General features: G+C 37.5%; 22 protein-coding genes and 3 tRNA genes. 16 read left to right on the top strand and 9 right to left on the bottom strand.

Features of this window, described 5'->3' with window-relative positions:
* Positions 1 to 103 precede the first annotated feature (103 nt).
* On the bottom strand, positions 104 to 712 hold the full coding sequence (gene cobO / locus GQR59_RS16410; RefSeq protein WP_160064498.1) for a cob(I)yrinic acid a,c-diamide adenosyltransferase: 609 nt from the start codon (positions 710 to 712) through the stop codon (positions 104 to 106).
* A gap of 418 nt (positions 713 to 1,130) precedes the next feature.
* Here cobO and GQR59_RS16405 point away from each other — a divergent pair, with 418 nt between their 5' ends.
* Positions 1,131 to 2,339, top strand: a complete 1,209-nt coding sequence (locus GQR59_RS16405; protein ID WP_160064496.1) for a DUF945 family protein — start codon at positions 1,131 to 1,133, stop codon at positions 2,337 to 2,339.
* A 101-nt stretch (positions 2,340 to 2,440) separates the two neighbouring features.
* Here the strand turns inward: GQR59_RS16405 and GQR59_RS16400 are convergent, their stop codons facing one another.
* Both GQR59_RS16400 and leuA read right to left on the bottom strand, forming a co-directional pair.
* Positions 2,441 to 3,070 carry an MBL fold metallo-hydrolase gene (locus GQR59_RS16400; RefSeq protein ID WP_160064494.1) on the bottom strand — a complete coding sequence of 210 codons (630 nt, stop codon included), beginning with the start codon at positions 3,068 to 3,070 and terminating at the stop codon, positions 2,441 to 2,443.
* A gap of 113 nt (positions 3,071 to 3,183) precedes the next feature.
* Entirely contained in the window at positions 3,184 to 4,734 is a 1,551-nt protein-coding gene (gene leuA, locus GQR59_RS16395; protein WP_160064492.1) for a 2-isopropylmalate synthase, read from the bottom strand.
* 357 nt (positions 4,735 to 5,091) lie between these two features.
* On the opposite strand from leuA, the gene msrB reads away from it, so the two are divergent.
* Complete coding sequence (msrB, locus tag GQR59_RS16390; protein ID WP_160064490.1) at positions 5,092 to 5,535, top strand: peptide-methionine (R)-S-oxide reductase MsrB; 444 nt, start codon at positions 5,092 to 5,094, stop codon at positions 5,533 to 5,535.
* Between the two features lie 87 nt (positions 5,536 to 5,622).
* On the opposite strand, the gene GQR59_RS16385 is transcribed toward msrB, so the two are convergent.
* Positions 5,623 to 6,045 carry a GNAT family N-acetyltransferase gene (locus GQR59_RS16385; RefSeq protein ID WP_160064488.1) on the bottom strand — a complete coding sequence of 141 codons (423 nt, stop codon included), beginning with the start codon at positions 6,043 to 6,045 and terminating at the stop codon, positions 5,623 to 5,625.
* A gap of 120 nt (positions 6,046 to 6,165) precedes the next feature.
* On the opposite strand from GQR59_RS16385, the gene murB reads away from it, so the two are divergent.
* The 11 genes from murB (at position 6,166) to GQR59_RS16330 (ending at position 15,026) form a co-directional block, all read left to right on the top strand.
* Positions 6,166 to 7,227, top strand: coding sequence for a UDP-N-acetylmuramate dehydrogenase (gene murB / locus GQR59_RS16380; protein ID WP_160064486.1), 1,062 nt, complete (start codon positions 6,166 to 6,168; stop codon positions 7,225 to 7,227).
* Positions 7,220 to 8,191, top strand: a complete 972-nt coding sequence (gene birA, locus GQR59_RS16375; RefSeq protein WP_160064484.1) for a bifunctional biotin--[acetyl-CoA-carboxylase] ligase/biotin operon repressor BirA — start codon at positions 7,220 to 7,222, stop codon at positions 8,189 to 8,191. Before murB ends, birA begins: the two co-directional genes overlap by 8 nt.
* A 117-nt stretch (positions 8,192 to 8,308) precedes the next feature.
* A tRNA-Thr gene (locus tag GQR59_RS16370) sits at positions 8,309 to 8,384 on the top strand.
* A gap of 10 nt (positions 8,385 to 8,394) precedes the next feature.
* Positions 8,395 to 8,478, top strand: a tRNA-Tyr gene (locus GQR59_RS16365).
* A gap of 91 nt (positions 8,479 to 8,569) precedes the next feature.
* Positions 8,570 to 8,644 (top strand) — tRNA-Gly (locus GQR59_RS16360).
* 587 nt (positions 8,645 to 9,231) lie between these two features.
* The gene (locus GQR59_RS16355) at positions 9,232 to 12,027 is read left to right on the top strand and encodes a monovalent cation/H+ antiporter subunit A (protein WP_160064482.1); all 2,796 of its coding nucleotides are present in this window, start codon (positions 9,232 to 9,234) and stop codon (positions 12,025 to 12,027) included.
* Positions 12,027 to 12,377 (top strand): Na+/H+ antiporter subunit C, encoded by a 351-nt coding sequence (locus GQR59_RS16350; RefSeq protein ID WP_160064480.1) that lies wholly within the window; start codon positions 12,027 to 12,029, stop codon positions 12,375 to 12,377. Before GQR59_RS16355 ends, GQR59_RS16350 begins: the two co-directional genes overlap by 1 nt.
* On the top strand, positions 12,377 to 13,888 hold the full coding sequence (locus GQR59_RS16345; RefSeq protein WP_160064478.1) for a monovalent cation/H+ antiporter subunit D: 1,512 nt from the start codon (positions 12,377 to 12,379) through the stop codon (positions 13,886 to 13,888). Before GQR59_RS16350 ends, GQR59_RS16345 begins: the two co-directional genes overlap by 1 nt.
* Positions 13,888 to 14,388, top strand: a complete 501-nt coding sequence (locus tag GQR59_RS16340) for a Na+/H+ antiporter subunit E (protein WP_160064476.1) — start codon at positions 13,888 to 13,890, stop codon at positions 14,386 to 14,388. Before GQR59_RS16345 ends, GQR59_RS16340 begins: the two co-directional genes overlap by 1 nt.
* The gene (locus tag GQR59_RS16335; RefSeq protein WP_160064474.1) at positions 14,382 to 14,651 is read left to right on the top strand and encodes a K+/H+ antiporter subunit F; all 270 of its coding nucleotides are present in this window, start codon (positions 14,382 to 14,384) and stop codon (positions 14,649 to 14,651) included. Before GQR59_RS16340 ends, GQR59_RS16335 begins: the two co-directional genes overlap by 7 nt.
* A gap of 9 nt (positions 14,652 to 14,660) precedes the next feature.
* Positions 14,661 to 15,026 carry a Na+/H+ antiporter subunit G gene (locus GQR59_RS16330; RefSeq protein ID WP_160064472.1) on the top strand — a complete coding sequence of 122 codons (366 nt, stop codon included), beginning with the start codon at positions 14,661 to 14,663 and terminating at the stop codon, positions 15,024 to 15,026.
* Positions 15,027 to 15,829: 803 nt separating this feature from the next.
* Here GQR59_RS16330 and GQR59_RS16325 read toward each other — a convergent pair.
* The 5 genes from GQR59_RS16325 to GQR59_RS16305 all read right to left on the bottom strand — a co-directional run bounded on the left by GQR59_RS16325 (position 15,830) and on the right by GQR59_RS16305 (position 19,921).
* Complete coding sequence (locus tag GQR59_RS16325) at positions 15,830 to 16,627, bottom strand: amino acid ABC transporter ATP-binding protein (RefSeq protein ID WP_160064470.1); 798 nt, start codon at positions 16,625 to 16,627, stop codon at positions 15,830 to 15,832.
* A 17-nt stretch (positions 16,628 to 16,644) separates the two neighbouring features.
* Positions 16,645 to 17,307, bottom strand: coding sequence for an amino acid ABC transporter permease (locus GQR59_RS16320; protein ID WP_160064468.1), 663 nt, complete (start codon positions 17,305 to 17,307; stop codon positions 16,645 to 16,647).
* An 11-nt stretch (positions 17,308 to 17,318) separates the two neighbouring features.
* Positions 17,319 to 17,969, bottom strand: coding sequence for an amino acid ABC transporter permease (locus tag GQR59_RS16315; RefSeq protein WP_160064466.1), 651 nt, complete (start codon positions 17,967 to 17,969; stop codon positions 17,319 to 17,321).
* 1 nt (position 17,970) lies between these two features.
* Entirely contained in the window at positions 17,971 to 18,921 is a 951-nt protein-coding gene (gene speB, locus GQR59_RS16310) for an agmatinase (RefSeq protein ID WP_160064464.1), read from the bottom strand.
* A 145-nt stretch (positions 18,922 to 19,066) separates the two neighbouring features.
* Positions 19,067 to 19,921 (bottom strand): transporter substrate-binding domain-containing protein, encoded by an 855-nt coding sequence (locus GQR59_RS16305; protein WP_160064462.1) that lies wholly within the window; start codon positions 19,919 to 19,921, stop codon positions 19,067 to 19,069.
* A gap of 340 nt (positions 19,922 to 20,261) precedes the next feature.
* Between GQR59_RS16305 and gcvA the strand changes: the two genes are divergently transcribed.
* The 3 genes from gcvA (at position 20,262) to GQR59_RS16290 (ending at position 23,631) form a co-directional block, all read left to right on the top strand.
* The gene (gcvA, locus tag GQR59_RS16300) at positions 20,262 to 21,224 is read left to right on the top strand and encodes a transcriptional regulator GcvA (RefSeq protein ID WP_160064460.1); all 963 of its coding nucleotides are present in this window, start codon (positions 20,262 to 20,264) and stop codon (positions 21,222 to 21,224) included.
* 281 nt (positions 21,225 to 21,505) lie between these two features.
* Complete coding sequence (locus GQR59_RS16295) at positions 21,506 to 22,303, top strand: helix-turn-helix transcriptional regulator (RefSeq protein WP_160064458.1); 798 nt, start codon at positions 21,506 to 21,508, stop codon at positions 22,301 to 22,303.
* A 95-nt stretch (positions 22,304 to 22,398) separates the two neighbouring features.
* Complete coding sequence (locus GQR59_RS16290; protein ID WP_160064456.1) at positions 22,399 to 23,631, top strand: M20 family metallo-hydrolase; 1,233 nt, start codon at positions 22,399 to 22,401, stop codon at positions 23,629 to 23,631.
* Positions 23,632 to 23,635: the final 4 nt, after the last annotated feature.

Here is a 23,635-nt window from a genome sequence, read left to right as displayed (position 1 = left end):
AATACTTGATGTAAGTAATCTTATATAAATAAAAAAGGGCTTGAAGTTAATCACTTCAAGCCCTTTTTTACGATAGTAATTTATTAATTATATTACTTCACGCCTACCATTCAATACCGGCTTGGGCTTTTACGCCGTCTTTAAAGGCATGCTTCTCAGCTAGAATAAGGCTGTAAGTATCTACTGCATCAATTAACTCTTGCTTAGGGCCACGACCTGTTAATACAACGTTCATATTTTTAGGGCGATTTTTTAATGCATCTAAAGTGGGTTGGATCTGAAGATACTCATATTTAAACATATAAGTAATTTCATCTAAAATAATCAAATTATATTTTTCATCAGCCATTAATTCAGCGGCTTTATCCCATGCTTTTTGTGCACTATCGATGTCATTTTGTCTATTTTGAGTTTCCCAAGTAAACCCATCGCCCATCGTGTACCAATCAACATTGTCATGGCTATTAAAGAACTTTTCTTCGCCCGTTGACATTGCACCTTTCAGAAATTGTACAACAGCTACTTTATGACCATGGCCTAAAGAGCGCGCTAACATACCAAATGCAGAACTACTTTTGCCTTTTCCCGGGCCAGCAAGAAGGATACTTACACCACGCACTTCTGTTGCTGCTGCAATTTTTTGGTCTTGTTTTTCTTTAACCGCTTTCATTCTCTTTAAATGTTTTTCTTCTGAATTTCTATCTGTAGCCATGTTCTTTGTCCCCATTAACAATATAAAGCCTACGTTGGTAGACTTTATGACTTAATTAACAAAATATAAATGACGTTAATTAAAGGTAAGTAAAATTTATTTGATGAACTTTATCACTGAATCCAATTAAATTTCCCAAATAGTGTTGTGCCATACATGATCGGGAATGATATTTGCCCAAAGGTCTGCTGCGATAACGAATAAAACACTGTCGGTAATCGGACTATGTAACCAGTGTCATTTGTGTAAACTCATTAAAATGCTAATTTAGTTTAAATTTATTTTAACCATATTCACTAAAGTTTGTGATCTAACTGTTGTAATCTACAATGTTTTCAATAAATAATGAAGTAAATCTCACTTAGATCAGTCCGATTTAAGCTCTCATCAAAAAAGCAATTTTCCTTGTAAGGTTATAATGAAAAAATTAATAATTGTATTAGTCGCTGTTTTTTGCGTTTTATTCTCAGGTGTTTATTTTGTTGGCGAAATGGCCAAAACAGAAATACAAAAAGAAATAAATCAATCTAATAACTCATTACTAACAATGGAATTGTTAAGTTATCAAAAATCCTTCTTCTCAGCGAAAGCTGAAATGAAAATATCCATCGAGTTGGAAGGACAAGCTCCACTGCAAGTATTCGTCCATTCAGATATTAGTCATTATCCTTATAAAGCTTTGTTGGTTAATCATATCAATCTCGTTGATCCCGTATTAGAAAAAAAGATGGCGATATTCTTTAAAGCTAAAGATTGGTTAGTTTCACAAGAAGAAATTAACCTATTAGGCAATATGAGTGGAAAAATTGCTTTAGCAAAAGGTGAGTTCATTAGCGAAACGGAACGTTTTAATACTGCGCCATTAAACTTAGCATATGAATATAATGTGAATGAGAAAAAAGGTTCATTTGATATTAATTGGGCTGGGTTAGAAGGAAATATTTACGATGAAACATTTGTAGTTAAAGATCTTTCTTTACAGGCCTCTTTTGCTCAAGTGAATAATAGCGATTTAGTTGACTATCAATATCACCTTGAAGTTGAACAATTAGAATTTGTCAAAGCGTTGCATCGTTTATCAACGAAAGGCATCGTTCTTGAAGGAGAAAGTAAAATAAGTACAGATCAATTAACGGTTAATAGTGAAACTAATTGGAAAGTTGAAGAGTTTGAAAATGGCCCTGAAATATTTTTAAATAACCATATAGATCTTTCATTATCTGAACTTAATTTGATTGCTTTAACTAAGCTGAAATCAAGTTTTGAAGATACAACATTGATGCGTCAGGCATTCGGTCATTTAGTAAGTTTAGGTGCAATTATTGACTTAAAAACACTCTATTCTGAAACTCCTTGGGGTGAGGTGAGTAGCCAATTGAAAATGAATATTCAGGCTGGTGTCGCGAGTGATGAAGTGCTAAGTAACCCGTTAGTTTTGATTGATTATACTAATGGAGAGTTGAACTTGAGCTTACCGAAAAAATTATCAGAGCAAGCTGATGTCGGCGGACTCTTACAAGTGGGGATTTTAACTGGGGTACTGAAAGATCAAAATGAAGCACTTGTTTTAGAATCGAGTTTAGACAGAGGTGAATTAACTGTAAATGGTAATGTTCTCCCTCTATAGAGTTGGAGTTTAGCGTAATAAATTGTCATCTAATTAATAGCGAGTCACTTCGTATATAAACCTCAATGTGTCTCGCTACTGTTAACAACAGAGTTAAAAAACTAACGTAAATAAGGATTGCTAATTTTCTCTCTACCAATGGTGGTTGTTGGACCATGACCGGGAAATACAACCGTTTCTTCTGGTAATGTTAATAACTTCTGTTTAATGCCTGATATGAGTTGTTGATGATTGCCTCGTGGGAAATCAGAACGACCAACAGCGCCATTAAATAAAATATCACCAACAATAATCTGCTTACTCACAGCATCAAAAAGTGTGATGTGGCCTGGTGTATGCCCTGGAATATGTAACACGCTGAGTTTTATATTACCCACTTCAACGTGATCACCTTCTTCTAACCATCGTGTTGGTAAAAAGCTTGTTGCCTTAGGGAAACCAAACATTTTACTTTGTTGCTCTAATTCATTTAGCCAAAATGCATCTTCTTTTTCTGGGCCAATCACCGGTATATTTAAACTTTCTGCCAACGCTTCAGTACCACCAACATGATCTAAATGGCCATGCGTTAAGATGATTTTATCCACAGTAACATTATGATTCTTAACGGCACTTAAAATGCGTTCAACTTCTCCACCAGGATCAACAATGGCCGCTTTGTTTGTTTCTTCACAAATCACTAAGCTGCAATTTTGTTGATAAGGGGTGACGGGGATAACCACTATTTTCATTTTTAATCCTCAAAAAAGATCAAGGCAACACTGAGTTGCCTTGTTATTCAGCTATTTATCATTAAGCTATTTACTCTTAAACTATGCCTCTAAAATAGAGAATACTATTTTGTTTAAACTTGAGTTAGATGTTTCTTTTTAACTTCAACGGCTTTAGCAAGGTGAATATGATTCATTACATGGACTAATGCTTTTGCTGATGATTCGATAATATCGGTTGATAAACCAATACCATGAAACTTTTGTCCATTATAAGACGCAACAATATCCACTTGGCCAAGTGCATCTTTTCCTTCACCTTTACTGGTGATTTTATAAGAGCTCATATTGATGTCTAACCCTGAAATACGCATTAAACATTGATAAGTTGCATCAATAGGGCCGTTACCTGTTGCTGCCTCTACTACACGCTTATCTTTACCTATTTCCATCACAACCGTGGCCGTTGCTACGACGCTGGTACCTGATTGTACGTTGATGCTGGATAATTTGTAATATTCAGGCTGATTTTCAATTTGATTAAAAAACATTAACGCTTCTAAGTCGTAATCAAAGACTTGGCCTTTTTTATCCGCTAACGCTAGGAAGCTTGTGTACAACTCTTCTAAGTCGTAATCCGTGTCGCGGTAACCTAATTCTTGCATGCGATGTTGAATAACATGACGGCCAGACCGAGACGTTAAGTTTAATTTATTGGTTAAAATGCCAACACTTTCCGGTGTGATGATTTCGTAAGTATTCTGTGCTTTTAATACGCCATCTTGATGAATACCCGATGAATGAGAAAAGGCATTGGCACCCACAATTGCTTTATTAGATTGAATCGGCATATTACAAATTTGACTGACTAATTGACTCGTACGGGCAATTTCAATGGGGTTAATATTTGTTTTATAACCCATTTTAGCTTGGCGTGTATGTAAGATCATCGCCACTTCTTCAAGTGAACAGTTACCTGCACGTTCACCAATACCGTTCATGGTACATTCAATTTGGCGTGCACCATTTTCAACTGCGGTGATCGAGTTAGCAACCGACATGCCCAAATCATCATGGCAATGAACAGAAATTACTGCTTGGTCAATATTAGGGACACGGTCAAATAACGTTTTAATAATACCGCCAAATTCACTTGGGTAAGTGTAACCGACAGTATCAGGGATATTAATGGTAGTAGCACCGGCTTTAATGGCTTGCTCAACCATTCTGCATAAATTGTCAATGGGAGTACGGCCTGCATCTTCACAAGAGAATTCAACATCATCAGTAAAGTTACGAGCATACTTAACTGCATTTACGGCCATTTCTAGTACATCATCAAAAGTACGTTTTAATTTACTTTCTACATGGATGGTTGATGTGGAAATGAAGGTATGAATACGGAAAGCGTCTGCGACTTTTAATGCTTCAGCGGCAGCATCAATATCTTTTGGTAATGCACGAGAAAGTGCACATACACGGCTATTTTTGACTTCTCGTGCGATTGTTTGTACTGACTCAAAATCACCAGGGGATGAGATTGGGAAGCCGACTTCCATAATATCGACACCTAAGCGTTCTAGTGCAAAGGCAATCTTAAGTTTTTCTTTTACTGTCAGGCTCGCGCTTAAGGCCTGTTCACCGTCACGTAACGTGGTGTCGAAAATAATAACTTGTTCAGACATAAAGCATTCCTTTTAGTGGTCTTCATTTTTGATAGGTACAAAAAAACCCGCACAATGTACGGGTTTCAGAGTCTCAGCTAGGTTTCTTCAGCTACTCGTTACCCATACGCTTTATGCGTCAGGAGTAAACTTGGCAGTAGTGAGTGTAATAGCGTCATCGAATTACCTAAATATGTTGATAGTGAGTTACATTATGAATAATGAAACATTCTTTAATCATAGATTAATAGTTACGTTTTTTAAATTATGCGTCAAGTGCTTATTCTAATAACCGAGAGAAAGACCGCAGTGTTTTTGGCGTTTTATTTCTACTAATAAAGTCGTATTATCGAGTACATAAAATAAAGAGGAAAAGTAATGAGCGAATTTAAAAAACCATCGCAAGACGAATTAAAACAACAATTAAACAATCTTCAATATCAAGTGACGCAAGAAGAGGGCACAGAGCCTCCTTTTAATAATTTATATTGGGATAACACTGCACCAGGCATTTATGTTGATATTGTGTCAGGTGAGCCATTATTCAGTTCGTTAGATAAGTTTGATGCACATTGTGGTTGGCCAAGTTTTACGCAGCCTATTGCACAAATAGAATTGACGGAAAAAATTGATACTAAACTATTTTCTCAACGCACCGAAGTCAGAAGTACCGGTGCAGACTCTCATTTGGGACATGTCTTTGACGACGGACCAGCACCAACAGGTTTACGTTACTGTATCAACTCTGCTTCATTACGTTTTATTGAAAAAGATAAAATGGCAGAACAAGGTTATGCAGACTTATTAAGTTTATTTGAATAATTGCTAAGCCTATTCAAATCGTTTTTAACTTATTTGAGTGAATTGAAGTATTGTGTAGCGCATTAGTATCCAACATAGGTTTGAATACTAATGCTTATGAACCATGCATAACAAATGTTTACGATTATTATAATTTTGATATTGACTACCTAATCTTTCGGGTAACTGCTCAGGATCGTAAAGTGTAAAACCAAGCTTTTCATAAAATACTTGCAAGTGTGGATAAGGAAAGCAATAAATATTCTGTTGCTGTGTTGTTAATAAATGAGTAATCAACAAGCTTGCGAGGCCTTGTTTACGATGTTCCTCTAAACAAGCCACTCCAGTTAATAGCAAACTACCTTGTACTTCTTTTAAACGTGCTGCACACAGTATTTGGGTTGTTTTCAATACAAACACTTGCTCGCTTTTATTCGCAAGGCCCTTCTTATAAACCTGCTTATAAAATTGATTTACCAAAGGAATGTGTTCTTTTTGTAACTGGCTAAATTGCAGTGAATTAAGGTCCATTTAAAGTCCGGTCGTTTGTTTCAGGTGCTTGATAAGGTAAACTAGTTATTCGTCACTGACTTAGCAATACTTTCTCATTAAAAAATTAGTGCAGCCATATTAACGCCATAAGGTTTTATCATGATTGAAAAAAACAGCTCGCTCAAGGCTTTTAATAGCTTTTCAATTGATGCTCATGCGCATCTCCTTTTTCATTTTCAGCAATTATCTGAATTACCTCAATTATTGGCATTAATTAAAAAAACACGCGCAGCGAACAAACCTATTTTAGTATTAGGTGGTGGAAGCAATACGTTATTTTGTAATGACTTTAGCGGCTTGGTGATTAAAGTTGAATTAATGGGCATAACTCAAAGCGAACATAATCAAGATTACTTGTTAGAAGTGGCTGCCGGTGAAGATTGGCATGAACTTGTAGAAGATACGGTTGCACAGGGTATTGATGGTTTAGAAAACCTTGCATTGATTCCAGGTGTTGTAGGCGCTGCACCAGTACAAAATATTGGTGCTTATGGTGTTGAATTTAAAGACTTCTGTACTAGCGTAGACTATATTGATTTAGAAGAGGGCACACTTAAAACCCTTAGCAATGAAGGTTGTTTGTTTGCTTACCGAGACAGTATTTTTAAAGGTGAATTAAAAGATCGTGCATTAATTACGTCAGTTTCACTTAAATTGCCTAAGCAATGGCAAGCACATTGTCGATACGGTTTATTACAAGGGCTTGATGAAACTGAGTCATCAGTGAGCGCACAACAAATTTTTGATAGTGTGTGTCGTATTCGCAGCGAAAAATTACCCGATCCTAAAGTGCTAGGTAATGCTGGTAGCTTCTTTAAAAATCCTATTGTTAGTGACAACTTGAGTGAACAACTGTTATCTCATCATCCTGATATGCCACATTATCCACAGCATGACGGTTCGGTAAAATTGGCCGCAGGTTGGTTAATTGACCAATGCGGGTTAAAAGGTAAAAAAATAGGTGGCGCCGCCGTTCATTTGCAACAAGCATTAGTACTTATTAACGAAGATGGTAAAGCAACGGCATCCGATGTTATTCAATTAGCATGGCATGTTAGAGAGCAAGTCTTACATAAGTTCGCTGTATTGTTAGAGCATGAAGTTCGATTTATTGATGCGCAAGGTGAAACCAATTTGCTACAGGTAATAGAAAATGTCTGAATTAAATGAAAAAGGTAATCAACTCATTGCTTTACTCGCTGATGGAGAGTTTCACTCTGGTGAAAAAATTGGTGAACTGTTAGGTGTATCAAGAACCTCTGTTAATAACTATATAAAAGCGTTGCAGGAAATCGGTTTAGATATTTATAAAGTCACTGGTAAAGGTTATTGCAGTGCCGTTCCTCTAACCTTACTAAATCAACACATCATCCAACAAGTGAGTGGCGTAGATAATGTCCATGTAGAGCAAATTCTTGAATCCACTAATCAATATTTATTGGATAAATTACCGAACATTAGCAACGGCCAAACTTGTATAGCAGAGTACCAAGCTGCAGGGCGTGGTCGTAGAGGCAGAGAATGGGTTTCTCCTTTTGCTTCTCATTTATATTTTTCAATGTACTGGCGTTTAGAAGCTGGCATAGATAAAGCTTCGGGTTTAAGTTTGCTGGTGGGCATTGCAACGGTTAATGCATTAGAAAAGCTAGGATTACATGGTGTAGGCTTAAAGTGGCCTAATGATCTTTATTATCAAGGGAAAAAGCTCGCAGGAATCTTGATAGAGTTAAACGCACAAGCCTCGGACGTTTGTCATAGTGTCATTGGTATTGGTATTAATGTGAGAATGCCTGAGCAGCAAGGTAAATTAATTGACCAACCTTGGATAGATTTAAATAATATCAGTACACAACCTGTTGACCGTAATCAGTTGTCAGGCTTGCTTATTAAAGAACTACACTCTTTATTAAGTGATTATGAAGAAAAAGGCTTAGCCCCATTTTTAGATCGTTGGTTTGAATTGGATTACTTTCTTAATAAACAAGTTAATTTAATTGTTGCTGATAATGTACAAACGGGCATTTGCAGAGGTATTAATGAGCAAGGCGCTTTATTGCTAGAAATAGACAATGAAATAAAACCTTACATAGGTGGTGAAATATCCTTACGTTTGGCGAATAATTAGTCGAAAAACACCAAATTGATTTTTTTTTAAGCAAACAATCAAAAAACTACTCTTTTTTTCTAAGAAAGGCTTGCAAGGAGTCCTCAAGTTCTTTAATATTCGCGGCACTTAGACAGCGCCGACTTAGCTCAGTAGGTAGAGCAACTGACTTGTAATCAGTAGGTCACCAGTTCGACTCCGGTAGTCGGCACCATCTAAGTACTGGAGGGGTTCCCGAGTGGCCAAAGGGAACAGATTGTAAATCTGTCGCGAAAGCTTCGGTGGTTCGAATCCACCTCCCTCCACCATATTTTTTCTCACTTGTCACAGTGAGACAGTAAATAACAATGCACAGCATTGTTTTTTGCTTTGTAGCTTACGCTACTTGATGCTAGATTTGCGGGCATCGTATAATGGCTATTACTCCAGCCTTCCAAGCTGATAATGCGGGTTCGATTCCCGCTGCCCGCTCCAAATTTTCTTCTTATTGAAGAACACAGAAATCAACCTTATGGTTGATTTTTTTGTTTCTGGCGTTTGATAAAAGTGGTTGAAAGATAAAAATTTGCCTACTTCTTGTAGAGCAAGCCTATTTTTTGTTTTTGTACGTTATTTTTTGATTCGTAATAAACTTCAAGCAATTCTTCAGCAGTACAATTCAAGTCATTACATAACAAGCTTAGTGTTTCAAAATCAACACAATTATTGATATATTCGATTGGATAGTAAACGAGTGAGAACACATCATATTAAATAAACATTCAATATGATTAGTCCTATAATAATGAAAACGAATACTGTTTGACTTTAATAGCGATCCAAACAACAGCCTTGGTATAAATACGCTTTATTGCATTTTATCAGGGGAGAGCAAGTATCAGTTCAACCAAAAAATAACCGTAATAAAAACATTATTTGAATGGTAACTTAAGTGCGAAAATAGAAAGTCTTTATAATCAGTGCTTTAGTAATTTTGGACATAATAAGGCGTTGATTTTTATCCAATTAATCATTATCGTGGTCGGGAATACCAACCACTTAGCTAACGGAGCTTCGCTTAAATGCATTATTTCTGGGTGCCATTTTTACCCATGTTCGGGATTATCGTTCCCTTACTCGCCAATAAACTTAATCGTAGCGCATGTACGCTGGCAACGGCCTTGTTACCGGCTTTAGCGCTTTGCTTGATTTTTCTCGATTTACCAGCGGTATTGGATGGGGAGTCTTTTAGCAAGAGTATTGAGTGGATCCCTCAATTAGGTTTATCGTTATCATTTCGGCTCGATGGCTTAGCTGCATTATTCAGTATATTGATCTTGGGGATTGGTCTACTGGTTATTTTATATGCGCGTTACTATTTATCTGAAAAAGACCATATGGGGCGTTTTTACTGTTATTTGATTATGTTTATGACGGCCATGCTCGGCATTGTTATGTCAAACAACATGCTACAACTCTGGTTCTATTGGGAGTTAACCAGTATTAGCTCGTTCCTGCTAATTGGTTTTTGGTCACATAATAGTGATGCACGTAAAGGCGCTAGAATGGCGCTGACTATTACCGGTGCTGGTGGTTTAGCGTTATTAGCTGGGATTATCCTATTAGGTCAGGTCGTTGGTAGTTACGAATTAGATGTTGTCCTCAACAGTGGTGAGTTGGTAAAACAAAGTCCTTATTATTTAGCTATTTTAAGTCTATTTTTAATTGGTGCATTTACTAAATCTGCCCAATTCCCATTTCATTTTTGGTTGCCTCACGCAATGGCTGCTCCTACGCCGGTCAGTGCTTATTTGCACTCGGCGACTATGGTAAAAGCAGGTATTTTCTTGTTAGCGCGTTTTTACCCAGTATTAGCCGGCACGGAAGTGTGGTTTGTGGTGGTCTCTTTAACCGGTTTATTTACTATGTTATTGGGGGCTTACACTGCATTATTTAAACATGATTTAAAAGGGCTGTTAGCTTATTCGACTATCAGTCATCTTGGTTTGATCGTACTGTTACTTGGCTTAAATACCGAATTAGCTGCGATTGCTGCAATATTTCACATCATGAATCATGCCGTTTTTAAAGCGTCATTATTTATGGCTGCAGGTATTATTGACCATGAATCTGGTTCGCGAGATATGCGTAAAATTAATGGGCTATGGAAATACATGCCTATCACTGCGACGTTAGCGATGGTTGCCTCTGCATCGATGGCAGGTGTGCCTCTGTTGAATGGATTTTTATCTAAAGAAATGTTCTTTGCTGAAACCTTAGAACAAAGCATTTTAGGCTCTATGTCTTGGTTAATTCCTGTTTTAGCGACGATTGCCGCTGCCTTTTCTGTCGCTTATTCACTGCGCTTCATTCATGATGTGTTTTTTAACGGTGAGCCTAAAGGCTTAACTAAAACACCACACGAGCCACCACGTTATATGCGTGTTCCTGTGGAAATTTTAGTGACGATTTGTTTGTTGGTCGGTATTTTTCCTAACTATACTATTGGTCCATTGTTACAAAGTACTTCATTGGCGGTCCTTAACCATACGTTACCTGAATATAGTTTAGCCATTTGGCATGGATTGAATCTCCCATTGCTAATGAGTGGGATGGCGATTATGGGTGGTGTTGCGATTTACTTGAACCGTAAACATTTATTTAAATTTGCAGGGATGTTTCCTGATATTGATGCAAAATTAGTATTTGAAGGTTGTATTCAGGCTTGTGTAACGTGGGCGCAAAAAATAACCATGATATTAGAAAACGGTTCTTTACAGCGTTATGCTTTTTGTCTTTGTTTCTTCGCTTTATTGCTGATAGCACCGCCTTTGTTTGAACTCGATACAACGAGAGGAAGTGTGCCCGGTACGCCTATCAATGGTGCTGTACTTGTTGCTGCTATTTTGATTATTGCAGGTTCGCTCGCCACCATTATTTGGAGCCATTACCGTCTCATTGCGTTATTAATGCTGTCACTAGTCGGTTTAGTCGTTTCGATAACCTTTGCTTACTTCTCTGCTCCCGACTTAGCGCTTACTCAACTATCGGTAGAAATTGTAACGGTTATTTTGTTATTGCTGGCGCTTTATTTTTTCCCTCAGCAAACCCCAACGAGTAAAAGTCGTCCTAGTCATTTTGTACGCGACTTGACCGTGGCATCATTCATAGGCTGTATTATTGGTAGTATTTGTTTTGCTTTAATGACCCATCCTTTGGATAGTATTTCTGCATTCTTCTTGGCTAATGCGAAAACAGGCGGTGGCGGAACCAATGTGGTGAACGTTATTCTGGTTGATTTCCGTGGTTTTGATACTTTTGGCGAGATAACGGTACTTGGGATTGCTGCATTAGGTATTCACAAGCTAATTGCTCGCATGCGTTTATCAGTGCGCACTAAAGATTACGCTGGGCGATTATGGGCTAAAGATAAATATCCTGTATTATTATCGGTTGTCTCACAAAGTTTGTTGCCACTATTTTTGCTTATTTCAGCTTATATATTTATGCGCGGACACAATTTACCTGGCGGTGGTTTCATTGCTGGTTTAATTACTTCGATTGCGCTAATTCAACAATATCTGGCACACGGTGTTGATTGGATGGCTAAAAGAGTCAGTGTGAGTTATCACTATATGATCGCGATTGGACTAACGATCGCTGGATTAACTGGCTTGGGTAGTTGGATCTTTGGTAGACCGTTCTTAACCTCTTGGTTTGAATATGTTTCGTTACCTTGGATAGGTAAATTCGAGCTTGCTAGTGCATTGGTATTTGATATCGGTGTTTACTTCACTGTTATTGGTGCGACATTGCTTATATTAGCGAGCTTAGGCAAGTTAACGACAACAGAACGACTCACAGTAGGAGAAAGATAATGGAATTAGTCTACGCAGTTTGTGTCGGCTTCATGAGTACCTGTGGCATCTTTTTAATGCTACGTGGTCATACTTTTACATTAGTTATTGGGCTTACTTTATTGTCTTACGCGGTTAACTTGTTTTTATTTGCCAGTGGTGGACTAACCATCGGCGCACCAGCAGTACTTAGCAGTAGTGAAAATTACGCAGATCCACTACCGCAGGCGTTAGTACTAACGGCGATTGTTATTGGCTTTGCCATGACCGCTTTTGCTGTGATTTTAGCAATGCGAGGACGCGCAGATTTAGGCAGTGATCACGTAGATGGTTTAGAACCTTTTGACCCTTTAGCTGAGGATAAATCCTAATGAGTTTGTTTGACCACTTAGTTATTTTCCCAGTATTAATACCTTTTTTTGTGGCTGTTGCTCTACTTTTTCCAGGTTTAAGTAACTCCTTAAGCAAACAACGTGTAGTGAGCATCACCGCTAATATTTTAATGGTCGTGGTTGCCTTTTCGCTACTATTCAAAGTTCAGGCACAAGGTATTCAAGTGTATGCACTTGGTGATTGGTCCGCTCCTTTTGGCATTGTATTAGTCGCTGATCTATTCTCGGTATTAATGGTTTGTTTAAGTGCTATTTTAGGCTTAGCGGTTACCATGTACGCGAGTGCTGGAGAAGATAAAACTGGCGCGTTTTTTCACACACTCATTATGTTCCAACTAATGGGGATTAACGGGGCATTTTTAACCGGTGATGCGTTTAACTTATTTGTGTTTTTCGAAGTGTTGTTAATCGCTTCGTACTCTCTCATGATACACGGAGGGGGCAAGCAACGGACACAAGCTAATATCCATTATGTATTTCTTAACTTAATTGGTTCATCTTTATTTTTATTTGCACTAGGTACATTGTACGGCACGTTAGGGACACTTAATTTTGCTGATATGGCTGATAGAATTCCACTGCTCTCCAGCAACGAATTACTGATTGCCAAGTCAGGGGCCTTATTGTTATTGGCAGTTTTTGGCTTGAAAGCGGCGATGCTTCCCTTGCACTTTTGGTTGCCTAAGGCTTACTCGTCTACAAGTACACCAGTCGCTGCATTATTTGCGATTATGACTAAAGTGGGTATTTATAGTATTTGGCGAGTACATGGAGTGATATTTGGTGACCAAGCTGGTGAACTGGCGAATATCGCCTTACCATGGTTGTGGCCGATTGCTTTATTAACGATTGCTATTGGTGCCATTGCAGTACTCGCGAGTAAAAGTTTGCGGGTGCTTTGTAGTAACTTGGTCATCGTATCCGTCGGTACGCTATTGGTGACCATTAGTTTGAACACAGTACAGGCCACTTCAGCAGGAATTTATTACTTACTACATAGTACAATCGCTTGTGCTGCTATGTTCTTGTTAGCAGGATTAATCCAACAACAACGTGGTCAAGCAGAAGATCGTTTTGTTGCCGCTAGAGCAATGCCACAAGCAGGCATTTTGGGCTTTATTTTTGCTTTATTAGCCATCGCTTTAATTGGTATGCCGCCACTATCAGGGTTTGTTGGTAAAGCATTGATTTTACAGTCAGTCACTAACGCAAGTGAGGCAATGTGGGTTTTCCCAATTATACTAGTGGGAGGATTGATTGCTTTAATCGCCTTATCACGTGCGGGTACCTCATTGTTTTGGCGAACCAATGGTGAAAACACTAGTGCACTAAAAGGTCATCCACTTCAATATTTAGCCATTGGTTTATTGGTCGTGATACTCCCTTTGATGGTTATTTTTGGAGGACCAGTAAGTGATTATACGCAATTGGCTGCAGAGCAACTTAAAGCAGGTTTGAGTTTACAACAACTTAACGAGGTCGCTAAATAATGGATAAAGTTCGCAAATTCGTTTGGTTTCCCACCCCTTACCACAGCATATTATTATGGTTAGTGTGGCAAATTTTGCATGACTTTAGTCGTGGACATATGGTGTTAGGGGCTGTGTTTGCTATTGCTATCCCTTGGATTGTTGCCCCACTGAGTGAAGAAGCAGCAGTCGCAAAAAAACCTATCAAGGCGGTGACCTACACGTTTCGTTTATTAATTGACATTGTTGTCTCTAATTACGATGTAGCGAAGCGTGTATTACAAAATAATCGCACTTTAAAGCCTGCTTTCATTGCAGTGCCTTTGGACATTAAAGAGTCTGTGCCACTCGCTATTTTTACCAGTAGTGTTTCATTAACACCGGGTACGGTGAGTGTTGAATTGTCAGATGACAGAACATGGTTATATGTTCATGTGCTGCATCTTGAAGACGAGCAGGCATTAATTAAGCTTATCAAAGAACGTTATGAAGCACCTTTAAAGGAGATTTTCGGATGTTAAGTGTCGCTATACTGATTGCTTGTGCGTTAATTTGTTGTGCTTTAGCCTTGAATGCTTGGCGTTTAATCATTGGCCCCACGACACCAGACAGAATCATTGCCGTTGATACTATGTACATAAATAGTATTGCGCTGATCATCTTGTTAGGCATTCATCAAGGTTCCGCGATTTATTATGAGGGTGCGTTATTAATTGCGGTTCTTGGTTTTGTAAGTACTTCAGCTTTTTGTAAGTACTTATTACGTGGCGATATTATCGAATAAGGAAGACAAATGACTGTATTTGTAGAAGTAGTGGTGAGTATATTATTGGTTTTTGGTAGCATTGTTATGCTAATCGGCTCTATTGGCTTAGCAAAACTCCCAGATTACTTTACTCGTTTACACGCACCAACGAAAGCCAGTACGCTAGGGGTTGCCTGTATTTTAATGGCATCGATGATATATTTCAGCTTTCAACTTGGTCATGTGGACTTAAAAGAAGTATTAATCAGCATGTTTTTGCTGATCACAGCACCCGTTGCCGCTCATATGTTAGGGAAAGCGGGTTTACACTACAAAGTAAAAATGACTGATAATACCCAAAACCAACACTTGGCTAAAAAAGCATATTTACAACAACACCCTGATGATAAATAGTCTGTTTTACCTTGCTGTAAATAACCACAAGCAAACACCTTAACCTATGTGATTTAGCGTATCAATCCACTCAGAAATAACAAAAGAAAATGAGATTGTTCAAATATAATGAGTAAACTCAATGAGTTTTTAGGGTGTGATAAATAGCCTACTTTGAACTGCTCGATATTTAATGCAAATATAATATTATGGCCTTTGCTGTGAGCGCTCATTTATAGAATAGGACCGATTTAGTTACATATTAAATTTCGGTTAAGGTATGTTTACTTGGCTTTGCCCAATAAGTTGCCAATATCCAATTATTATCGGTATTAATTAAAAAGCTTACATGCATTTCATTTTGTAGAAGGTAATCGTTTTTTACACATTCCAAGTTAGAAAGTTAGTTGCGCTATTATATTGTTGTGGTTACTTTTAATATACTTGAGTTATTCTAATTAATTTCTATGTTTTACAACTAGTGACAGAGATATATGGAGTTATATCTTGTATTTTATATAAGCTATCACATCATAACACCTGAATGCTTTTCTTTTCATTGTAAGCTTTCTTAAGTAACTCGCTCTTGTAATGTAATAAAAGTTAAGGGAGGACATGGAGTCATTATTACTTTCCTAGTGCTCATTTTACGTTCGGTTTTGGTATACGTTAATTCACATCAGTTTGATGTGTCTTCATCTTATTCTAGGGCGAGATATTGCCATTACTTGGAATCATAGTTGGTAAAAAGTCTTAGAGGTGATTTTTCTGAAAGCTAATTTATTAATCCGATAACATCGGATTAATAAATAACACTAATTATATTAACTGATTCCGCTATTACGCTCTGCCCAAGTACTTAAAAAACTTTTTAAGTTTTCTGATTTAGGTTGACTAAATAGTATTTTAGGATCCCCTTGCTCCTCTATTAAACCCTTGGCAAGAAATACTACTTTATCAGATACTTGCGCTGCAAATCCCATTTCATGAGTCACTATTACCATAGTCATTCCGTCTCGTGCTAATGACTTCATAACTTTTAATACTTCTCCTACTAATTCAGGATCTAATGCTGAAGTTGGTTCATCAAATAACATTATTTTAGGTTCTGTTCCTAAAGAACGAGCAATAGCAACTCGCTGTTGCTGTCCACCGGATAAATGTCCCGGATAAGCATCAGCTTTATGAGCCATATCTACTTTTTCAAGTACTTGTAGTGCTTTGGTTTTTGCCTCTTGTTTATTAAGTTTATGTACTCGTAATAATGGAGACATTACATTTTCTAATACACTCATATGTGGCCAGAGATTAAATTGCTGGAATACCATGCATACTTCGGACAGATCCTTTTGTACTATTTGGTTTGGTGCTAATTGGAAATTACCTTGTGCATCTGAGCCATAACCTAATAATTTTCCATTAATTTGCACTTCACCTGAGTCATATTTTTCAAGAAAATTCATACACCTTAACATAGTGCTTTTTCCTGAGCCGGATCCGCCAATAATACATACTACCTCTCCATAATTGATATCAAGATTGATGCCTTTTAAAACTTGGTTATCTCCATAATGCTTCTTTAAATTAACCAATTTGATTGCTTTGTGAGCTCTCTTTTCCATAATTTTTCCTTGAATATTTAATTAGTATGAAGCAAGTGAATAGTGGCTTTTTTTTCACACCATTGGCCTGCTTTTGAAACTAAAAAGGTGATTGCCCAATAAGTAACGGCTAAAAATAGATAAGGCTCGATAACACTAAATGTCTGTGTTGACATGGTTACTGCTGCGGTAGTGAGCTCTGCGACTGTAATAATAGAAAGAATCGCAGACTCTTTAATTAGGATAATGGTCTGGTTAATTCCTGGAGGAATAATTAGCCCTAGCATTTGTGGTAATTGAACATGCCTTAGTACTTGAATACGTGAATAACCTAAATCATAAGCAGCTTCTATATGACCTTTGGGAATACTTGCAAAGCCGGAACGGTATATTTCTGAAAAATAGGCTGCACCGTATAAGCCCAAACCTAAAATACCTACTTGTTCGGCACTGAGTTCAATACCTATAAATGGACCACCGTAATACACTAAATAAACTTGAACGAGTAAAGGTGTTCCACGAAAAATAGTTAAGTAAGTAGCATAAATAAAGCTAATAAAAGGAGATTGGAGTCGACTCATCAAGTGCAGTAATAAACCACCAATTAACGCTATTATTATGCTTAAAGAACAGACATAAAGTGTGTATAGCAATCCTTTCAATAACATTGGCCAATATGTAATAAATAAGCTTAAATCCATTTTAATACCCTCTAATGTGTAGCTAACCGTGATTCGATATAACGGGCAAACACACTGATGCAAGATGTGAGCAGTAAGTACAGTAGTCCTGCGCTAATAAAGAATTCAATTGGACGATAAGTTGTCGAAGAATACGTCTGTGTCATACGCATCAAATCGGTTACTGCAATAGTAGAAATAAGTGCTGAATTCTTAATAATATCAATAGTTTCATTAGTTAAAGAGGGGAGTGTGTGACGTAATACTTGTGGTAATTCGATATAACGAAAGCTTTGCCAAGGAGTATAACCATAATTCCAAGCTGCTTCTTTTTGTCCGGCGGGTATAACCTGAAAACCACCACGTAAAATTTCTGCTTGAAATGCCGCTGTGTTTAACGATAGTGCAATAATAGCTGCTGCAATGGGAGGAATATTTATTCCCCAATATGGAAGAAAATAAAAAACGATAGCTAATTGAACTAATAAAGGTGCCCCTCTTAACGCACTAATATAAAAACGGCTGCAATATTGAATCGCTGAATGGGAAGATAGCCTGCCCATACAAATGATAATACCCAGTACAAATCCTATTAGAATAGATAAAATAGAGATCCAAGCTGTGGTCCATAAACCATTCAATAACGCGTCACTGTGTTTTAAAACAACGCTAAAATCGAGCATATTAATCTCCAGATCCTTTACGCTTATTGAGGGACTCAGCTGCAATACAAAGTAGTTCAAACATCATCGTTGCACCTACTAATGCAGTTGCACCAGAAGGATCGAAAGGAGGAGCCACTTCAACTACGTCTCCGCCTACAATATGTAATCCTGTTAAACCTCGAATCATTTGCATTGCTTCAAAAGTGGTGAATCCTCCAACTTCTGGGGTGCCTGTTCCTACAGCAAAAGCCGGGTCTAAGCCATCGACATCAAAGGTCACATAAGCTGGCGAATCGCCCACTAAACGATGTATTTCAGCGAGTATTCCTTCGACGCCTAGTTGATAAAATTCATCCATATAAATAACGCGCATACCGCTGTCATGACTGAATTTCCAGATGTCTTTATGGTTTACTGAGCCTCTAATTCCTATTTGAATTGTCTTTTTAGGGTCGATTAAACCTTCTTCTACGGCTACTCGGAAAGGGGAACCATGATGAAATTTAGATCCTAAGTAATGTCCTCCTGTATCGCAATGTGCATCAAAATGGACTAAGGCTAAAGGGCCATTTTGGGCTAATGCTCTTAGAATTGGTAATGAGATCGAATGATCTCCTCCTGCAGAGATAGGTAAAATACCTGCTTTAACGATGTCATTATAAAAGGCCTCGATTGAACGATGACTTTTTTCTAATTCGAATGGACTTTCCGGTAAAGCATCTCCGACATCAGCGACTTTACATAATGTAAATGGATTAATACCCGTACTCTGGTTTACTGAACGCATTAAACTAGATTGGTTACGTATTTCTCTCGGACCATGGCGTGTTCCAGTGCGGTTAGTAACTCCACCATCAAAAGGAACTCCAATTAAGCCTATTTCAACATTGTCTAGTGATGGTTTATAAGGACTGCGCATAAAAGTAGCGATACCGCTGTAACGTGGTAATTGTTGAGGATCTTGGGTCATATCATTTCCTATGTTCTGTACCATTCAAGGTAGAACTAAAATTATTAATGAAGTCTTGATGTGCTAAATGCTATATAAATGAAGTTAGTACGTATTTTGTATATTTTAACGATTATCATGAAAGGGGCTACGCCCCTTGCAAGGGTTAATGCATAGGTATTGGAAGGGTACCAATAGGTAGATCCATCGTGAAGCCGAACCATTTTTGTTGCAATACGGTTAACTTGCCATTTTTTTGTAACTTCTCGATACCATCACTGAAAAATTGTACTAATGATGCTGAGTCGGCGTTTTTTCTACCCACCCAACCGTAATAGGTCTCAGGGCCAAAAACGGGTTGTACAATTTCAAACATATCAGGGCGTTCTTTTACAATAGGTGCTAGATTTGGTAGTGCTTGCGGTACAATATCGACTCGTCTTGAAGCCAATGCTGCATAGGCTTCATTGTAATCAGTAAAGTGTTTAATTGATTTGTATCCTTCACCTTGAGGAATTAGTACATTTTTTTCATAGTTTTCAATAACGGTAAGTTGTGATGATCCTGCTTGAGTACCAAGACGCATTCCTCCCATATCCTCTGGTTTCATAATACGGTCGTCGCCTTTACGTTTTAAAATGGCAATAGCGGCAGTGGAAATAGGATAAGCAAATGCATATTTATCCATACGTTTTTTTGTGATGGTTAGGGATGTTGCAACAAAATCATAACGTTTTGAGCTTAAGCCCGCTAAAATACCTTGGAAAGGAAGGTCTAATTGCGTTAATTTAACGCCTGGTAAGTCTTTTAATATTTCATCTAAAATATCCTTGCCATAACCTACTATTTTACCGTTTTCTAGCATTTCAAAAGGGGCGTACCGAGCTTCTGTCGCAATCACTATTTCGCCTTTTTTCTTAATGTCATCAAGCAAGTCAGCTTGCGCTACCTGGGTGAAAGCTGAGCACAATATACTAACTGTTAATAAAGTTTTCTTGAGTGGTAATAGTAAGTTTTGCATAACGATAGTCCTTAATCATTAGTGAGTTAATAGCTTGAATAACATACTGCTTTAATATCAAGCCTTCTGACAAGTTATGATTGCTAATGCTTATCCATAAGTATTTGTAATGCTACAAACTAGTGCGTTTAGCGCGCTTAATCAGGGCTAAACTTCTTTTAAAATTCATTTTTAGTATATTAATAAAATAATAATTAAGATAAGAAAGTCTTTTTAAAATAAAGTGTTAACGTGTTATTTTTGTTCTTTTATTATTTTTAGGTATGTCGGTTGGCGTAAAATTTGCTTTCTGAGTGGGTTCGCTGATGGCGCTATAAAAAATGATAAATGAGGTGTTAACTTGAGTACACGATTACCACCATTAGAAGCGTTACGTTATTTTGAATGTGCAGCTCGCCATTTAAACTTTACTACTGCTGCTCAAGAGTTATGTGTTTCTCAAAGTGCTGTTAGCCAGAAAGTACTTTTACTCGAGGGGCATTTAAACTACAAAGTTTTTGAACGAAAACCTCGACAACTGCTCCTTACTGGTAATGGTGAAGCGTTATTTAAATCGGTTCATATCGCTTTGAATCAAATACGTGACACGGTTAATAATATTGAATCACATAAGCAGGTAAGTCAGCTTGAAGTCTATTGTATGCCTGCTTTTGCTAGTCGTTGGTTAATGCCTTGTATTAACCATTTTCATCAAATGTATCCTGATATCGATCTTAATCTAGCCGCTAATTTTGCTGAACCTAATTTTCAAAATGAAGAGGTTGATATTGGAATTTGTCATGATGTAACAGAACAACCTAGCATGGCTCAATCGTTATTATTTCGTGATTATATCTATCCCGTCGCTAGTCCAGATCTATTAAAAAAAATCTCATTAAAAAAACCAGAGGATTTAAATAAAACTATCTTATTACATGACTCTCTGCCTCAGGCAAAATTTGGAACTTCTTGGTCTCGATGGTTATCTGAATTAAACATAGAAGGTGTTAATGTTAATAATGGTTATAGCTTTAACCAGGTCGATTTAATTGTTCAGGCGGCTATTAATGGTCAAGGAGTGGCTTTAGGTAGGCATGCATTGGTGGCAAAAGAAATTGCTAACGGTCGATTGGTTCCTTTGTTTGAACATTCGATAGAAGATGGTGGCATTTATGTTGTTTGCTTAAAAAAGTTACTAGAGCGGCCACAAGTAGCTAATTTTATTGATTGGATAAAACAACAATCAACAGATTTTGAAAGAGACTTCAATGTTAATAAAGTCATTCAACAAGCTAACAATCATATATCTAAAAAGTATGAATAAATGAACAGTGGCTTTTTATTGAAGTGGTGTTATTGGTAAGCATTAGAAAGTTTTTTATAACTGAAATTTCTGTTTATAAATCTTTTATTTAATCCTATCTTGATAATCAATACAGTTTAACCTGTACAAACATTAACGATGATGTATATCGATCTAGTTGTTATTTATATCATCATATCAGTATCAATTCATTGTCCTCTTTATGATATCTTCCATATGGAACATCTACTTTTGTCAAACAATTCGCTAACTTATAGATACACGAAATAATGAGAAAATTTATGCTTAAAGAACATCTTAGTTTTAATAATATGATTACCTATGGCATTGCAGATTTAATTCTTAATATTGGCGAGCCTACTTTCTTTGATAAGCTGACTTACTTGTTAAAATCAGCGGCCAGCTTTGATGATTATGTTATTTTAATTTACCACCCTGATAAATCACCGACGGTACTGAGTTCTTCTTTTGCTAATGAAGAACTTGATGTTTGGGAGCGCTACCTTGCAGGGGCTTATTTACTGAGTCCTTTTTATGATTATGGGGTTAACCAAGGTAAAGAGGGGTTTGTTACACTGGATGAAATTGTGCCCGATGACTTTTATCAAAGTGCTTATTATGAAGATTATTTTCGTCAATCTAAGCTAGTAGATGAAACGTGTTTTGCTGTTCAAGGTAAAGATAACAATGTGTATTTGTTGTCTTTGGGTAGAACTAAATCGTTGTCTAAATTTAGTGGGCGAGTCCTCAGTAAGTTAAGGGAGTTATACCCCATCTTTAGCTCTACGGTTAAAAAGCACGATCAAACACAACATCTTCCTGAACGTCATTCTCATCTGCAAATCAAAGAATACATTGCTCAATTTGGTATGGATGTCTTAACGCCAAGAGAGCACGATGTTACGTTATTACTTATTCGTGGTTATTCGAGCAAAGCCGCTGCTAGGCTGCTGGATATCTCCTATGAAACGGAGCGTGTACACCGCAAAAATATTTACAATAAGCTGAATGTAAATTCTCAACAGGCATTATTAGCGAAGATATTCGATGACATTGTGAACCTAAAACCAAACTTATAATTCAATAAAGTCTGTCCATACCACAATTGAGTAATAGTACTGCTAATACCCACTCGCTACTATGGTTTTAAGAATCAGAAACGTAGCGAGAATACATGAAAGCACTTCAAATTAAGACTGCCCGTTTACTCTCCTTTATTAGCAAAATGGCTAAGATTGGCGCGAAAAGTAATGGTGGTTGTAATCGACAGGCATTAACTGAAGAAGACCGTTTAGGGCGAGAATTGTTCTTAACATGGTGCCATGCCATTGGTGGTGTTGCTCGGTTGGATTCAATGGGGAATTTGTTTGTTCGGTTTGAAGGAACCGACTCCACCAAGTTACCTGTATTAATGGGATCGCATTTAGATACCCAACCATCAGGCGGTAATTTTGATGGAGTTTATGGTGTGTTAGCTGCGTTAGAGGTGATGTATACGCTTCATGATCAAAAAAAGAAACTCGTTCATCCAGTTGAGATAGTCGTTTGGAGTAATGAGGAAGGTTCACGTTTTACACCAGCTATGTCTGGGTCCGGTGTATTTGCGGGTAAATTAAAGCAATCTGATATTTATAAATCGCTTGATGACCAAGGTGTGTCTTATCATGATGCATTAATATCAAGTGGTCAAAATGGCACTGAGTTATGCCAAGCATTTCCATTTTTTGCCTCGTTAGAACTGCATATCGAACAAGGTCCTATCCTTGAAGCCGAGCAAAAAAGTATTGGCATCGTGACGGGTGTGCAAGGGATGAACTGGTATCAAATTACGCTAAGTGGTGAAACAACACATGCTGGGCCAACACCGATGTCGATGCGTAAAGATCCTGTTCAAGCATTGATGGCAATATTACCCAATATATACGATAAAGTCGCTGAGTACGGGGAACAGGCTAGAGTCACTATTGGTAAGTTAACGACCATCCCATCTTCAACAAATACAGTACCTGAGCATGTTATTTTCTCTTTAGACCTAAGACATCCTGTTCAAAAAACCTTAGATAACATGTCGAAAGAAGTGCTAGATCTGTGCAATCAAGTTCCCTCAATTTTCAATTCAGACGTTGAGTTGCTGTGGGAGTCACCTGCTATTGAGTTTGACCTACGTTGCATTGATGTCATCCATATGGCTACAGAATTATTGAATATGAATGCGATGCCGATTGTATCTGGTGCTGGACATGATTCTGTTTATTTATCAACGTTAGGGCCAACCGGAATGATTTTTGTTCCCTGTAAAGACGGGATTTCCCACAACGAAAAAGAACATGTTGAACCTGAACACTTAGTTTCAGGCGCCAATGTATTACTACATAGTTTGATTTTATTAACAGAAGAAAAGGAATGATAAA

It is taken from the genome of Psychromonas sp. L1A2, assembly GCF_009828855.1.
GTDB lineage: Bacteria > Pseudomonadota > Gammaproteobacteria > Enterobacterales > Psychromonadaceae > Psychromonas.
This window is presented reverse-complemented; position numbering and strand designations above follow the sequence as displayed.

Bases quoted from the DNA above. Each gene is read 5' to 3' on its own strand.
- GQR59_RS16330 (WP_160064472.1), top strand. From the start codon at position 14,661: ATGACTGTATTTGTAGAAGTAGTGGTGAGTATATTATTGGTTTTTGGT.
- cobO (WP_160064498.1), bottom strand. From the start codon at position 712: ATGGCTACAGATAGAAATTCAGAAGAAAAACATTTAAAGAGAATGAAA.
- GQR59_RS16350 (WP_160064480.1), top strand. From the start codon at position 12,027: ATGGAATTAGTCTACGCAGTTTGTGTCGGCTTCATGAGTACCTGTGGC.
- GQR59_RS16405 (WP_160064496.1), top strand. From the start codon at position 1,131: ATGAAAAAATTAATAATTGTATTAGTCGCTGTTTTTTGCGTTTTATTC.
- leuA (WP_160064492.1), bottom strand. From the start codon at position 4,734: ATGTCTGAACAAGTTATTATTTTCGACACCACGTTACGTGACGGTGAA.
- GQR59_RS16305 (WP_160064462.1), bottom strand. From the start codon at position 19,921: ATGCAAAACTTACTATTACCACTCAAGAAAACTTTATTAACAGTTAGT.
- GQR59_RS16290 (WP_160064456.1), top strand. From the start codon at position 22,399: ATGAAAGCACTTCAAATTAAGACTGCCCGTTTACTCTCCTTTATTAGC.
- GQR59_RS16400 (WP_160064494.1), bottom strand. From the start codon at position 3,070: ATGAAAATAGTGGTTATCCCCGTCACCCCTTATCAACAAAATTGCAGC.
- GQR59_RS16325 (WP_160064470.1), bottom strand. From the start codon at position 16,627: ATGGAAAAGAGAGCTCACAAAGCAATCAAATTGGTTAATTTAAAGAAG.
- GQR59_RS16320 (WP_160064468.1), bottom strand. From the start codon at position 17,307: ATGGATTTAAGCTTATTTATTACATATTGGCCAATGTTATTGAAAGGA.
- GQR59_RS16385 (WP_160064488.1), bottom strand. From the start codon at position 6,045: ATGGACCTTAATTCACTGCAATTTAGCCAGTTACAAAAAGAACACATT.
- GQR59_RS16345 (WP_160064478.1), top strand. From the start codon at position 12,377: ATGAGTTTGTTTGACCACTTAGTTATTTTCCCAGTATTAATACCTTTT.
- msrB (WP_160064490.1), top strand. From the start codon at position 5,092: ATGAGCGAATTTAAAAAACCATCGCAAGACGAATTAAAACAACAATTA.
- murB (WP_160064486.1), top strand. From the start codon at position 6,166: ATGATTGAAAAAAACAGCTCGCTCAAGGCTTTTAATAGCTTTTCAATT.
- GQR59_RS16295 (WP_160064458.1), top strand. From the start codon at position 21,506: ATGCTTAAAGAACATCTTAGTTTTAATAATATGATTACCTATGGCATT.
- birA (WP_160064484.1), top strand. From the start codon at position 7,220: ATGTCTGAATTAAATGAAAAAGGTAATCAACTCATTGCTTTACTCGCT.
- GQR59_RS16315 (WP_160064466.1), bottom strand. From the start codon at position 17,969: ATGCTCGATTTTAGCGTTGTTTTAAAACACAGTGACGCGTTATTGAAT.
- GQR59_RS16335 (WP_160064474.1), top strand. From the start codon at position 14,382: ATGTTAAGTGTCGCTATACTGATTGCTTGTGCGTTAATTTGTTGTGCT.
- GQR59_RS16340 (WP_160064476.1), top strand. From the start codon at position 13,888: ATGGATAAAGTTCGCAAATTCGTTTGGTTTCCCACCCCTTACCACAGC.
- GQR59_RS16355 (WP_160064482.1), top strand. From the start codon at position 9,232: ATGCATTATTTCTGGGTGCCATTTTTACCCATGTTCGGGATTATCGTT.
- speB (WP_160064464.1), bottom strand. From the start codon at position 18,921: ATGACCCAAGATCCTCAACAATTACCACGTTACAGCGGTATCGCTACT.